A 14025-nucleotide genomic window follows, 5' to 3' on the forward strand; every position below is an offset into this window, starting at 1 on the left:
TCGCTTTTAATTATGGCACATCAATTTAAATGCATCTGGTTCTATATTAGCTTTGGAAATGGCTATTAAAAACAGAAAATATAAACAAAAAGGTTTGATTCATCATTCTGATAGAGGTTTACAATACTGTTCTGATGACTATCAAGAAAAACTAAAAGATAACTTTATAAAACCAAGTATGACTGAACAATATGATCCTTATGAAAATGCTATCGCAGAACGTATAAATGGTATTTTAAAACAAGAATTTGGTATAGCGAAACACAATGTGGATTTAAAGCTAAGGATCATTTTAATTAAAAATGCAATAAAAATTTACAATAAAAAAAGACCGCATTGGTCTAACAACATGTTAACTCCAATACAAATGCATCAACAAAACACTTTAAAACCAAAACGATATAAATCAAAAAACCTGAACAATAGTAATATTGTTCAGGTTTAATTTATAAATTTAATCCTTTATTAATCTGTATCGATTATTTAGGACTAGACAATTTAAGACTCTTCGACTAGGTTTAAAGTGACATTGTTCAAATTAACCTAATACTTGTTGTACTTTATCTGCAGCTTCTTGAAATTCGGTAGCACTCATTACATCTAAACCAGAATTATCAATTAACTCTTTTGCAATGTCTGCATTGGTTCCTTGTAAACGTACAATAATAGGCACATTAATGTTCCCCATATTCTTATAAGCATCAATAACACCTTGAGCCACACGATCGCAACGTACTATACCTCCAAAAATATTAATTAAAATGGCTTTTACAGCTGGGTCTTTTAATATAATTTTAAAAGCTGCTTCAACACGAGCTGCATCGGCAGTACCACCTACATCTAAAAAGTTTGCTGGCTCACCACCTGCTTGCTTTATTAAATCCATAGTTGCCATTGCTAGTCCAGCACCATTTACCATACAACCAACGTTACCATCTAAATCTACATAATTTAAACCTAGTTCTCCAGCTTCAACTTCAATAGCGCTTTCTTCACGTATATCGCGTAAATCAACGTAATTCTTATGTCTGTATAAGGCATTATCATCAATGGTAACCTTAGCATCAACAGCCATTATTTTATTATCACTTGTTTTTAAAACTGGATTTATTTCGAACAAAGACGAATCCGATTTTACATAAGCCATATAAAGATTAGTAACAAACTTTGTCATTTCTTTAAATGCCAATCCAGACAGTCCTAAGTTAAAAGCAATACGTCTTGCTTGAAAGGGCATTAAACCTACAGACGGATCAACTTCTTCTGTAAATATTAAATGTGGTGTTTCTTCAGCTACTGTTTCAATATCCATTCCGCCTTCAGTAGAATACATAATCATATTACGCCCAGTACCACGGTTTAATAATACCGACATATAAAATTCATTGGTTTCGGTTTCGCCTGGGTAATACACATCTTCAGCTATTAAAACTTGGTGTACTTTCTTTCCTTCAGCAGAAGTTTGAGGAGTAATTAAATTCATCCCAATAATCTGTCCAGCTATGGTTTCTACCTCTTGCAAGTTTTTAGCAAGCTTAACACCTCCACCTTTACCACGTCCTCCAGCATGAACTTGAGCTTTAATTACATGCCAACTCGTACCAGTTTCTTGTGTTAATTGTTTTGCAGCTGCAACAGCTTCTTGTGCATTTTGGGCTACAATACCGCGTTGTATACGTACTCCAAAAGTGCTTAATATTTCTTTACCTTGATATTCGTGTAAATTCATAACTTGCTTAATAGTTTAAGATGCGCAAATGTAAATAATAGCTATTAATTACGCTAATATTTTATTTAGGAATGAAGAAAATTAAAGTTGCAACAACTAAGTTGTTAAATATTAAACATTTTGTTTAATTTGATTAATTTTGTGATTATTAATTTTATTTTGAAAATAATAAAATATCTTTGAAAAAAATAATGTTGTACTTATGACTAATAACCAGTTGCTAAACATAGCGAAAGAATACGGAAGCCCTGTTTACGTTTATGATGCTGAAAAAATTACAGCGCAATATAATCGCTTAACTAGTGCTTTTAAAAGTGTTAAGACTTTAAAGTTAAATTATGCTGTAAAAGCTTTATCAAATATTTCTATATTAAAATTATTTAAACGTTTAGGTTCTGGGATTGATACTGTTTCAATTCAAGAATTACAACTTGGTTTAGCTGCAGGTTTTTCGCCTGAAGAAATAATTTTCACACCTAATGGCGTGTCGTTAGCAGAAATTGAAGAAGCAGCAAAACTAGGTGTTCAAATAAATATTGATAACCTAGCTATTTTAGAGCAATTTGGTACAAAGCATCCAAATATTCCTGTTTGTATACGTATCAACCCTCATGTTATGGCTGGAGGGAATAGTAATATTTCTGTAGGGCATATAGATTCTAAGTTTGGTATTTCCATCCATCAAATTCCACATTTATTGCGTATTGTAGAAAATACCAAAATGACTATTAATGGCATTCACATGCATACAGGTAGTGATATTTTAGATATAGATGTGTTTTTATATGCCAGCGAAATACTTTTTGAAACCGCTAAAGCATTTAAAAATTTAGACTTTATAGATTTTGGATCTGGTTTTAAAGTACCTTATAAGGTTGGAGATATAGAAACCAATATTGAAGAATTAGGAAAAAAACTATCTTCTAAATTCAATCAATTTTGTAAAGACTATGGCAAAGAATTAACCTTAGCTTTCGAACCTGGAAAATTTTTAGTTAGTGAATCTGGTAGATTTTTAACAACCGTAAATGCAGTAAAACAAACGACTTCAACGGTTTTTGCTCAAGTTGACTCTGGGTTTAATCATTTAATTCGCCCCATGTTTTATGGGTCGCATCATGATATAACAAACCTATCTAACCCTGACGGACGCGAGCGTTTTTATACGGTTGTAGGTTACATTTGTGAAACGGATACTTTTGGAAACAATCGTCGTATTAATGAAATAAATGAAGGCGATATATTATGCTTTAAAAACGCAGGTGCATACTGCTTTTCTATGGCGAGTAACTACAATTCACGTTATCGTCCAGCAGAAGTTTTATGGTACAATAACAAAGCACATTTAATACGAAAAAGAGAAACTTTTGATGATATTTTGAAAAATCAGGTAGAAGTTGATTTCTCAACTAAAAAAGAAAAAGAATTGGTTAAATAAAAGACAACTCTAACAAAATAAATAATAATAATATATAATCAACCCTGTATCTGTCCGTTAAAATAGATACAGGGTTTTATTTTAAAAACTCTAACGAAAAACTAAAGTAAGAATAAAAAATCGACCTATTTTTGAGCAAATGACAATATTTTAATGAATTTCACTAACCCATTAGTTTATGGTGTTCCATGTTTTCTTGGTCTTATCCTCCTAGAATTAGCATATAGCAAACATAATAACAAAAAAAAAGATTTATATAATTGGAAAGATTTATCAGCTAGTCTTACAATGGGTATAGGCTCAACCATTATTGCTCCTCTTACTAAAACTATTGCAGCCATTGTTCTATTTAATTATGTTTACGATGTTTTTAATCCAGAAATAGATGGTATTCGTACTAACATTATGGGTTGGAAATCTTTTGGTTATGCATGGTACATATGGCTTATTTGTCAATTGCTAGATGACTTTAGTTATTATTGGTTTCACAGACAAAACCATAATGTACGCTTACTTTGGGCTGCTCATATTGTACACCATTCTTCAAATAAATTTAATTTAGGCACCGCAGTAAGAAATGGTTGGTTTACTATTTTTTATAAACCTTTTTTTTATATGTGGATTCCTGCTCTTGGTTTTCCTCCAGAAATGCTTGTTGTATGCTTAGGCATTGAAGCTTTATGGCAATTTCAACTACATTCTGCTTTTATACCTAAAATGGGGGTTGTTGAAAGAGTATTTAACACCCATACCATGCATCAAGTACATCATGCACAAAATGTAGAATACATGGATAAAAATCATGGTGGCTTTCTGAATATTTTTGACAGACTTTTTGGCACTTGGAAAGAACTTGACGACACTATAGATATAAAATATGGAGTTTCTCACCCACCTAACTCATATAATCCATTAGTTATTTTAACACATGAATATAAAGATATCTGGAACGACATGAAAAAGTCTAAAAACTGGTATCATAAATTTATGTATGCTTTTGGAGCCCCAGGTTGGAGTCATGATGGAAGTACACTAACCATAAAGCAACAGCAAAAACAATTAAAAAATTCTTAATAAATATTAAACATTTTTTTTTATTTATAACTTATTTAATGACCATTTCACAATATGTTTGTTAATTACTGAAAAATACATTAATATTATAAGATAATTCCCTGAGTCTTTTTTTTGTTAATAACAATATAATGAAAGACAACATGAAGAAACCAAATTATAGATGTTTCAACAAGAAACAAAATCTATTTTTTATATTCCCATCTGCTTTTCTTTCATTTTAATAGCATACCTTATTATTGATTAAAATTAAATTTTAATCAATACATATTAACCAACCAAAAACCAATCATAATGAAAAATTCCTTCACACTTTTTATTTTTTTACTCGTACTCTGTATGACATCTTGTTATAATTCCAAAGTTGAAAACAACATTAAAATGTACTCAAATGTCTGGGACGAAGTGATAAACAATGGAAATCTAGATGAGATTAATGGCACTAATTTTGATAAAGATATCACTCTCGTTTATAGTCCAGAAAGCATTGTTGGTATTGAGAATTTTAAAGCTTACTACAGAAATTTTACTACAGGATTTTCGGATGTAAAATTTACTATTGTTGATTTATTCGGGCAAGATGATAAGCTTGTAAAACATTGGAAATTTGTTGGAAAACATACAGGTGATTTTTTTGGTATGTCAGCCACAGGAAATATAGTAAATGTAGAAGGCACAACACTAGTAAAAATGAAAGATGGAAAAATTGCTCAAGAGCAAGATTTTATGGATAATATGGTATTTATGCAGCAATTAGGAATCGTATCATCACCAGAAAACGTTTCTATTATAGAAAAACTTTACAACGATTTTAAAACAGGTGATATTCCTGCAGTTGGGGCAGTTATGGACACCAAAATTGTATGGAATGAAGCCGAAAATTTTCCATTTGCAGATGGCAACCCATATATAGGTTTTGATGCTATAAGAAAAGGTGTTTTTGCTAGAATTGGAAGTGATTGGGAATATTGGAATCTTACTGATATTAACTTAAATGAAATGGCAAACAACAAGGTTTTAGCAACGGGTCGTTATCAAGCAAAATACAAAAAAAATGGTGCTGTTATAAATTTACAAATGGCTCATTTATGGACTCTTAAAGACGGAAAAATAATAAGCTTTCAGCAATATGCTGATACAAAAGGAATAGTTGACGTTATGAAGAAGTAATTTTAAAATATATAAATGTTGATATTAAAATCGACCAGAATAGAATCCATAGATATTTTAAGAGGTCTAGTAATGATTATTATGGCATTAGACCATGTTAGAGATTATTTTCATTATGGATCATTTTTTACAGATCCCTCAAATTTGGAAACCACAACACCTTTCTTATTTTTCACACGCTTTATAACTCATTTCTGTGCACCGGTATTTATATTTCTAGCAGGAACTTCAGCGTTTTTATATGGAAGCAAAAAAACAAAACCAGAACTTTTTAAATTTTTATTTACAAGAGGTTTATGGCTAATTTTTCTTGCCTTTGTAGTAAATAATTTTGTTTGGAAATTTGATATTACCAATAGTTTTGTCATTCTTCAAGTTATTTGGGCTATAGGATTGTGTATGTTACTATTATCATTCATCATTTTTTTCCCTATCAGAGTATTACTCATTATAGGTTTAATATTAGTTACCGGTCATAATTATTTAGATAATATAGTTGTTCAGGGTACAAGTTTCAAATCTATAATTTGGTATATATTACATCAAGAAAAGTTTATTAATATTGGTAATACACTTTTTGTTTTTAAATACCCTATAATACCTTGGTTTGGATTAATTATTTTAGGCTATTGTTTTGGTACGTTTTATAAAAAAGGTTTTGATATTATTTTACGTAAAAAATGGCTACTCTATTTAGGATTTGGTGCTACTGTATTATTCTTCTTAATTAGAGGTGTAAATATATATGGTGACTTAGTTCCATGGCAAATACAAGATACTACTACAAAAACGATGTTGTCATTTTTTAGTGTTACCAAATATCCGCCTTCACTTTCATATTTATTAATAACTATCGGTCCTTCGTTGTTGTTTTTATACAGTATAGAACGTGTTAAAAATAAAATAACAGATTTCTTTTTAGTTTTTGGTCGCGTTCCGTTGTTTTACTATTTCTTGCATGTTTTGGTTATTCATGTATTTGCAATAATTGGCATACTAATTTTTGGAGGTGAGTGGAAAGACATGATACTAACTGCCGAAGTATTCCAAAATGCAAAACTTATAAATTACGGTTATTCGCTTTTTGTAGTATATATGGTTTGGATTGGTATTATAGCACTACTCTACTTTCCGAGTAAAAAATATATGATTTACAAAGCTACTAATAAAGATAAATGGTGGTTGAGTTATTTGTAGTTCGCTTTTAATTATGGCACATCAATTGTTTAAAAGCTTATAGTTTTTTAAGGATTGATTTATTCAAGTATAACCGAAGCCGGAAAAGGACAAATGCTTGTTGGCAGTGCTATTGTTTTTGGCTACGGTGTTATTGGCACTTTTATTAGCTTATAACTTAAAAAAATAATGGTTTACTCGCTTTAATTATTGTAGCATCATTTGCATATTTCTATATTAAATATCAAAAATGTCAAGAAGAAAATGAATACGATAGTTTTTATATTGCTGCTACACCACCTTGGTTAGTGCCAGATCATTTAAAATTAATGATAAAATTCTTCAACTAATGACTAAAAATTAATCTGTTTTAATAATTTTATATGTGCCTTGTTTACCAGTTTCACTCTCAATCTTTACAAAATATATACCATTTGATAAACGGCTTAAATCTATTGTATTATTATTACTAACCTTATTTTTTAATAATTGTCCGTAAGTATTAAGAACCAATATATTATTTAATTTCAGAGAATTAGGGTTAGATATTTTAATAATACCTGTACTTGGGTTTGGATATAAAACTATATTTTGTTTTATATAACCATCATCAACAGACAGGTAAGCACTATATTTACTTAAAATATATTCAATAAGACTTTTACGCTGCATGTCATTAGAAACACTTTCAATTGCAAATGACAAATATTCTACTCCACCTTGCGCAGTTGTAGAACTTACACCTGCAACTCCCGTTGAAGAAGAAATTCCACTGTAAGTAAAAATATTTACAGAGCCATTAATTGGCTTTATTAAATCTGGATATCTAGCATCTAAAATATCATTTGGGTTTTGTACTAAATTATAACTAGCACTATTATTATCATTAACAATATAGTTTAATGGTGTTGGATTGTCTGCAACATAATCTGCTTTTAAAACTGTATTATAAAATACTTTATCGGCAGCTGTAGATTGTGCTCCTCTGGCTAAATCCCAACCTAGTTCGTTTCCAGAAACTATAAATACTCCATCTGCATCTATAAAGTCTGAAACTTTAGTTTGTTCACTACTGCTAAAAGTTTCATCCGCGGTACTTTCATCTAACAACATCCATATAACAAATTTAAAATCACTTAAATTCACAAGTCCGTTTAATACAGCATCATTAGTTGCAGACGAAAATGTATGCCCTAATTGTGTCATCGGATAGTCGTATTGCTCAATAGCATCAAAATTAGCATTTGAAGCTCTTCTTTCTACACCATCAATAATTAAAAATTGAGATATATATGAACTTGGTATGGCTGCAACTACTTCAGATAAGTTAGATGAACCATTACTATTAATCGCTTCAACTTTAAAATAATAAACAACTCCTTCGGCTAAACCTGTTATTGGAATTGTTGTAGATGCAGATTCTGTTACTTTACTAAAAGTTAAATTATCTGTACTTATATAAACACCATAGCTAGTTGCTGTATCCACAGAGCTAAAATGAATATCGACACTTGAACCGCCACTACGAATAGCGCTAAACGATTTAGGTATTGATGGCACACTATTACTAGATATATAACACGAATAACTTGCTACACTACTACGAATACTTGAAATTTGACTATATAAATTAGCCCCTGGACAAAGCGTAGCTGTACAGTTAGATGATGGATAATCATCTTTTCCTGTTCTGTGACCTGACAGATGATCTATAGATCCTAAAGCTGTTACATTACTACTTGCTTCTATATCTATACCTTTATCTGTAGCTTCCCAAGCGATAAAATCTTTTAATGCTTGTATACCTGCAGAAGACGGCGTAGCCGTTTCATAATTCCCTATAAAACAAATCCCAGAAGATGTTCCATTCATACATGGTGAATGCGCTCCTCGCACTCTATCTCCTCTCCCTTCATAAATAACTCCATTTGGGTCAATAAGCCAGTTATAACCTATATCGTTCCAGCCATTTGTATTAACGTGAAAATCCCAATAACCACGAACAACGGCAGCATAATCTGAACTAGAAGTATCAGATGCCGAATGATGCACTACAACATGTGTTGGACTTATGGTTGAAGGACTATTATTTTTTGGGCACGTACCATCTGGACACCAATCTAATCTATCTTGAAAAACAGGTTGTAAACAGCTAGCAAAAACCCTACTTACTGTTGTTGGATTTGTGACAGCGTTTTTTGTACTCTCATAGGTATTTGTGAATTCTGGAAAAAACATTCTAAAAACAAATTTAGACTTAGCAGCCTTATCTGTTTTAAACTGAATACTTTCAAATGCACTTTCTAAATAAGCAGGTGCATAAACTTTTCTATCAAAAGTTTCTCCATCATGTGAATCATTAAATACAATCCATTTTCCCCATACATTATTATTTTTCACTCTATAATACACCGCATTACTAAATTCTAAATCCTTAGTATAAGCGCTTAACATAACAAAAGGAGACGTGTTATTATAACTAATTAAATGTGTTTTACTTTTAGTATTGCCTTTATTTCCATTTTCAATACTTGAAAACTGCAAGGGGATTTCAATGCTTTTATCTTGTGAGAAAGACACAAAAGTAAAAACAAAAAAAACAAATAACGAAATGCGGCTAATTTTAAATGCTGAAGTATTTTTTTTCATAATTATGTTATTATTAAGTAAAACGAATACTAAAATTAATCTATTATATCAGATAAATTTATAATAACAGTTGAAACGCAAATAAAAACGATAAAAAATGCAAAAAAAATGCAAAAAATACGGCAATACCAAGTCAAATACAGCAAATTAAGACAAAATACAGCAAATAACCTGTTAATAATTTGCAAAAGTGTATTCAATAATACTAATCCATCAATTTGCCTCTAAAAACACTAACTTTAGAATTAAACGGATTTCCAGAAGCACGACGAAGCATAACCACTTGCCCACAATGCCAAAGGGCATCTGCAATTGGACCGTTTATTATATTCCAAAACGGAAATCTATCGTTATCATATTTAGAAATATCATCTGATGCTCTTAAAATATTTGAGACTTTTTTAATATTCAACAAAGTCTGTTTTCTTTTTTCATTAAAAGACAATTCGTTAGCATCTTTTTTTCTTTCTTCGCTAGAAATAGAATTCAGAATAAAATTAGATAAACCAAAAATATGATCAATCGTTTCTGCACTTGTTCGTCCACTTTCACTGGGTTTATAATTTAAGTCTTCTGGTCGTAATCCTTCAGTTGCCCAATAATACCTAAATCCTAAACCATCAACCATTCTAGCTGTAACAGTTCCTGCAGTATAAGTTTCTGGATGTTCTGGAATTTCATAATACGGCAATTCCTCCTCACTTTGTGCCATAATTGTTGAAGTAAATACTATTAATAATATTAAAATTATTTTTTTCATCTGTTAATGTTTATTGTTCTTTAGCTCACATATAATAAGTACTAATTTTTTATTGCTTTTTGATTAGGAATAGGATTAACACCATATTTATCAAACAAATATATTAGTGAAGTCATAGTTGCTGCCCCTAATTCTAACTCGCGTTTATTAACATGTTCAAATGTGTCATTACTAGCATGATGATGGTCAAAATAGCGTTGCGAATCTGGGCGCAAACCAGCTAGCACCACAGCATCCGTTTTTAAAGGACCAATATCTGCGCCTCCATAACCTTTTTCAAAATAATGAATTAAATAAGGTTTAAATAAAGGTTTCCAATTTAAGACTTGATTAAAATTGGCATCACTACAATCGAAACTAAAACCACGAGGTGTAAACCCGCCAGAGTCACTTTCAAGAGCAAAAACATGGTTTTCGCCTTTTTGTTTGGCAACTTCAGCATATTTGTTGCCACCACGTAATCCGTTTTCTTCATTCATAAATAACACGACTCTAATACTGCGCTTTGGTTTTATTCCAGATTCTTTAAGAAGCCTTAAAACATCCATAGACTGTACAACACCAGCACCATCGTCATGCGACCCATCACCTAAATCCCACGAATCTAAATGCCCACCAACTATCATATACTCGCTAGGGAATTCACTACCAGTAATCTCGCCAATAACATTATACGATAACACATCTTTTAGTTGTTTACAGCTTTGCTTAAAATAAAAACTTATGGATTTATCTAGTTCCAGCATTGTACTTAACAATTCTGCATCGTTTGTACTAATTGCCGCAGAAGGAATTCGTTTTTCGTTAGGTAAATCGCCGTAACTCATAGCGCCTGTGTGCGGGTAATCGTCTAATCTTAAACTCATTGAGCGCACAATAACACCAACTGCTCCATATTTAGAGGCCTCAACTGCTCCAGAATAACGCTGATTTACACAACCACCATAGGCTTCAAATGTGCTAATCAATTCGGGTTGCATGGGTCTATTATAGAATACTATTTTTCCTTTAATTTTTTCTTCGCCCAAAGCTTTTAATTCTTCAAACGTTTTAACCTCAACAATATTTGCTTTTATACCTAGTGGGTTTGTTGCCACAGAACCGCCTAATGCACAAATATTAACGGTGGTAGTTTTTGCTGTTTCGAAACCTTTTGATTTTGTTTCTATATAAGCATATTCTTTTGCACCACGAACCCATTTTGGCACCATAACAGGTTGTAACCAAACTTTATCTAATCCTAGTTTCTCTAGTTCCTCTTTGGTATAAGCCACTGCTTTTTCGGCATTTAATGAGCCAGATAACCTTCCTCCTATTTGGTTTGAAAGATGATTTAACCAATCGTAACTTTTACCATTTGTTAAAGATTGCGTATAAATTTCTCTTATAACTTGTTCATCAGTTTGTGAGTTGGATTGAATTGATAATAATATGGCTAAAATAAAAATGAATGGTCTTAAATGAATCATATATATATTTTTGATTTAAATATACTATTTATTGAAAGTTGAGTGCTAACTTTAAACATAAATTTGTGTTAATTACATGCTGCAGGTGCGTTAACGATTGAACGGCATGTTTGAAATCCTTTTTGCTTTTTTCGCAAAAAGATTGAGTAGTGAAAGCGTGTTAAAAAGTCCAAAAACGACTACTCGTTGTTTAACTGATTTATGTATTCATCTAAATTTGCTTTTACTTTATCGTCTAATTCTGGTTCTTGAATATCGGTGTATTTGCTTAAGGTATCGTACATGATTTTGGCAACAATATAGCGTGCTGTAGATTTATCGTTTGCTGGAATATTATACCATGGCGCATGTGGCTTTGATGTTCTATTTATAGCATCTTCATAACAGTCTTGATATTTATCCCAAAGGGCTCGCTCTTTTAAATCGTCTGGAGAAAACTTCCAATGTTTTTCCTTTTTATTTAATCGACGGAGTAATCTGTTTTTTTGCTCGTCTTTTGAAAGATTCAAATAAAACTTAAATATAATGGTACCATTTTCGGCTATGTGCTTTTCAAAATTATTGATTTGCTCAAATCGTTTATCCCAGAACTTATCATCGATATCGTCAATTGAGTTAACCGATGGAATCTTTTCATTTAATATATAATTTGGGTGAACACGTGTTACTAACACGTTTTCGTAATGTGTCCTATTAAAAATAGCAAATTTACCGCGTTCGGGCAATGCGACGTAATGGCGCCATAAATAATCGTGACCCAACTCCAAATCGGTTGGCACTTTAAAACTATGCGAAATAACGCCTCTTGCATTAAAATTTTTAAAAACCTCGCGTATTAAACTATCTTTTCCAGAAGTGTCCATACCTTGTATGCACACTAAAACAGCATACTTATCGTGTGCATACATAGTATTTTGTAGCTTCCCAAGTTTTTTACTTACAAATTGTAAGGCGTTTACTAAATCGTCTTTTGAAGCGTCTAAACGATAACTAGAAGGTTGCTCGCTTAATTTTATTTTTGATGTGATTTTAAAATCGCTGGTATCAATAGTTTTCAAAATGTATGGTATTTATTATCGTTTTTAAATATATAAAAATGAAAATCAATTTTCCCTTTATTGGCATTATTTGTTTCTATTATGTTTTTTATTTTAAACCCTAATAATTGCATTACTTCGTTTTACTAAAATTAAAAGAAATGAATAAATCTGTAATTATACAAGGAAGCGCAAGACCCAAAGGTGATACTAATACTATTGTAAATTATATGGCTTTAAAAGGTGGTTTTGATGTAATTGATTTATACTCGAAAAATATTGGACATTACGATTATGAATACAAAAACACTAATGATGATTTTATTGAAATTATGACAAGCATTATTAAAAATTACGATACTATAATTTTTGCAACGCCAGTTTATTGGTACACCATGAGTGGTCATATAAAAGTATTTTTCGATCGAATTTCTGACTTAATAAGAATACATAAAGCCCTTGGCAGAAAACTACGTGGTAAAAATATAGCTATGATAAGTACTAGTAACAGCAATGATTTAGTTCGCGGTTTTAATATGCCATTTGTTGAATCTGCAAACTATTTAGGGATGAATTATTTAGGAGATATACATACTTGGGTTGAGAATAACTATATTCCAAATGAAGTTAAAAACATTATAAATGACTTTATTGAAAATAAGTTAAATACATAAATTCGACGAACGACACAGTTGTCCCCTTGGTTTTTAATATATTCGTCATACCCTACTTAATTTTAACCCCAAATTTTATGAATAATTATTACTTCCTTTTATTTTTTGTAGCTACTTTAAACATTAGCGGACAAACAGCCAATTGCGATGACGCCAACTCGTATCTTGTTAATGCATATTCGCATGTTAAGGATGCATATGACTCTAATAATATAAGCCATTTAAAATATTATGCTAACAGATCGTTGGAAGCTTTTAAGCTTTCGAAAAAAACATTAAAAGATTGTGGCTGCGAAACTGCATTAAACTTAGCTAACAAAAGTATAGATTTACTTGCTAAGGTTGAAGGTACAGAAACTTTTGAAGATGGTCGTTTTTTTGTTAAACGCGCCAGAGACACAAGTAAAGAAAGTGTTATTGAAATTGATAAATGCTCTTATTCTAATAGCTCTGATTCTAATAATTCTGATGTTGCTAAAACTAATAAAAGTACTGAGCTTTCCGATTTACAAAATGAACAATTAAAATTAAAACAACAGCAAGAGGCACTGAAGCTTAAAGAAAATCAAATAAAACAAAAATTAGCACAACAAGAAGAAAAAGCTTTGATGCTTAAAAAAGAACAATTGGTAATTTCTTATAAAATGGCAATTACAGAAAACATTAAAACATACAACGATGCTTTAAAAATTTGTGATTGTAAACATAACATTTTAAAAGAAGTAGATTCATCAATCGACATATCAAAAAAAAGTATTGAAGCCATAAGAACTTATTATATAGACAATCTTAAAACACAAGCTTCAAATTATTTATCGCAACTTAATTTATGTAAAAAGTAGATTTATT

Annotated in this window: 12 protein-coding genes; 7 read left to right on the forward strand and 5 right to left on the reverse strand. The window is 31.0% G+C overall.

The genetic code is table 11. The features are described 5' to 3' along the window. The first annotated feature begins 58 nt into the window (after positions 1 to 58). A complete protein-coding gene (locus RG22_RS17965) occupies positions 59 to 445 on the forward strand; it encodes an integrase core domain-containing protein (protein WP_052143623.1) in 387 nt (128 codons plus the stop codon). Between the two features lie 93 nt (positions 446 to 538). Here the strand turns inward: RG22_RS17965 and sucC are convergent, their stop codons facing one another. After that, entirely contained in the window at positions 539 to 1729 is a 1191-nt protein-coding gene (gene sucC / locus RG22_RS03805; protein ID WP_034041009.1) for an ADP-forming succinate--CoA ligase subunit beta, read from the reverse strand. 175 nt (positions 1730 to 1904) lie between these two features. Between sucC and lysA the strand changes: the two genes are divergently transcribed. From lysA to RG22_RS03830, 4 genes are all read left to right on the forward strand, one after another. After that, positions 1905 to 3167, forward strand: a complete 1263-nt coding sequence (gene lysA, locus RG22_RS03810; RefSeq protein WP_262507885.1) for a diaminopimelate decarboxylase — start codon at positions 1905 to 1907, stop codon at positions 3165 to 3167. 153 nt (positions 3168 to 3320) lie between these two features. Beyond that, the gene (locus RG22_RS03815; RefSeq protein ID WP_034041012.1) at positions 3321 to 4241 is read left to right on the forward strand and encodes a sterol desaturase family protein; all 921 of its coding nucleotides are present in this window, start codon (positions 3321 to 3323) and stop codon (positions 4239 to 4241) included. Positions 4242 to 4622: 381 nt separating this feature from the next. Further along, complete coding sequence (locus RG22_RS17565) at positions 4623 to 5411, forward strand: ester cyclase (protein ID WP_162183637.1); 789 nt, start codon at positions 4623 to 4625, stop codon at positions 5409 to 5411. 15 nt (positions 5412 to 5426) lie between these two features. Next, positions 5427 to 6608 carry an acetyltransferase domain-containing protein gene (locus tag RG22_RS03830; protein ID WP_034041014.1) on the forward strand — a complete coding sequence of 394 codons (1182 nt, stop codon included), beginning with the start codon at positions 5427 to 5429 and terminating at the stop codon, positions 6606 to 6608. 339 nt (positions 6609 to 6947) lie between these two features. Here the strand turns inward: RG22_RS03830 and RG22_RS03835 are convergent, their stop codons facing one another. The 4 genes from RG22_RS03835 to RG22_RS03850 all read right to left on the reverse strand — a co-directional run bounded on the left by RG22_RS03835 (position 6948) and on the right by RG22_RS03850 (position 12523). Beyond that, complete coding sequence (locus tag RG22_RS03835; RefSeq protein ID WP_034041016.1) at positions 6948 to 9236, reverse strand: N-acetylmuramoyl-L-alanine amidase; 2289 nt, start codon at positions 9234 to 9236, stop codon at positions 6948 to 6950. A 205-nt stretch (positions 9237 to 9441) separates the two neighbouring features. Next, positions 9442 to 9996, reverse strand: a complete 555-nt coding sequence (locus RG22_RS03840) for a hypothetical protein (protein ID WP_052143624.1) — start codon at positions 9994 to 9996, stop codon at positions 9442 to 9444. A gap of 41 nt (positions 9997 to 10037) precedes the next feature. Beyond that, positions 10038 to 11465 carry a M20/M25/M40 family metallo-hydrolase gene (locus tag RG22_RS03845; protein WP_034041017.1) on the reverse strand — a complete coding sequence of 476 codons (1428 nt, stop codon included), beginning with the start codon at positions 11463 to 11465 and terminating at the stop codon, positions 10038 to 10040. Positions 11466 to 11644: 179 nt separating this feature from the next. Then, entirely contained in the window at positions 11645 to 12523 is an 879-nt protein-coding gene (locus tag RG22_RS03850) for a PPK2 family polyphosphate kinase (RefSeq protein ID WP_034041019.1), read from the reverse strand. A gap of 140 nt (positions 12524 to 12663) precedes the next feature. Here RG22_RS03850 and RG22_RS03855 point away from each other — a divergent pair, with 140 nt between their 5' ends. Beyond that, positions 12664 to 13176, forward strand: coding sequence for a flavodoxin family protein (locus tag RG22_RS03855; RefSeq protein WP_034045692.1), 513 nt, complete (start codon positions 12664 to 12666; stop codon positions 13174 to 13176). Between the two features lie 77 nt (positions 13177 to 13253). After that, positions 13254 to 14018: a hypothetical protein gene (locus RG22_RS03860; protein WP_034041021.1), complete on the forward strand. Its 765-nt coding sequence runs from the start codon at positions 13254 to 13256 to the stop codon at positions 14016 to 14018. Positions 14019 to 14025: the final 7 nt, after the last annotated feature.

The sequence above is a fragment of the Wocania ichthyoenteri Th78 genome (assembly GCF_000789235.1).
GTDB classification, from domain to species: domain Bacteria; phylum Bacteroidota; class Bacteroidia; order Flavobacteriales; family Flavobacteriaceae; genus Wocania_A; species Wocania_A ichthyoenteri.

Bases quoted from the DNA above. Each gene is read 5' to 3' on its own strand.
- RG22_RS03845 (WP_034041017.1), bottom strand. From the start codon at position 11,465: ATGATTCATTTAAGACCATTCATTTTTATTTTAGCCATATTATTATCA.
- RG22_RS03860 (WP_034041021.1), top strand. From the start codon at position 13,254: ATGAATAATTATTACTTCCTTTTATTTTTTGTAGCTACTTTAAACATT.
- sucC (WP_034041009.1), bottom strand. From the start codon at position 1,729: ATGAATTTACACGAATATCAAGGTAAAGAAATATTAAGCACTTTTGGA.
- RG22_RS03840 (WP_052143624.1), bottom strand. From the start codon at position 9,996: ATGAAAAAAATAATTTTAATATTATTAATAGTATTTACTTCAACAATT.
- RG22_RS17965 (WP_052143623.1), top strand. From the start codon at position 59: ATGGCTATTAAAAACAGAAAATATAAACAAAAAGGTTTGATTCATCAT.
- RG22_RS03835 (WP_034041016.1), bottom strand. From the start codon at position 9,236: ATGAAAAAAAATACTTCAGCATTTAAAATTAGCCGCATTTCGTTATTT.
- RG22_RS03855 (WP_034045692.1), top strand. From the start codon at position 12,664: ATGAATAAATCTGTAATTATACAAGGAAGCGCAAGACCCAAAGGTGAT.
- RG22_RS03815 (WP_034041012.1), top strand. From the start codon at position 3,321: ATGAATTTCACTAACCCATTAGTTTATGGTGTTCCATGTTTTCTTGGT.
- RG22_RS03830 (WP_034041014.1), top strand. From the start codon at position 5,427: ATGTTGATATTAAAATCGACCAGAATAGAATCCATAGATATTTTAAGA.
- RG22_RS17565 (WP_162183637.1), top strand. From the start codon at position 4,623: ATGTACTCAAATGTCTGGGACGAAGTGATAAACAATGGAAATCTAGAT.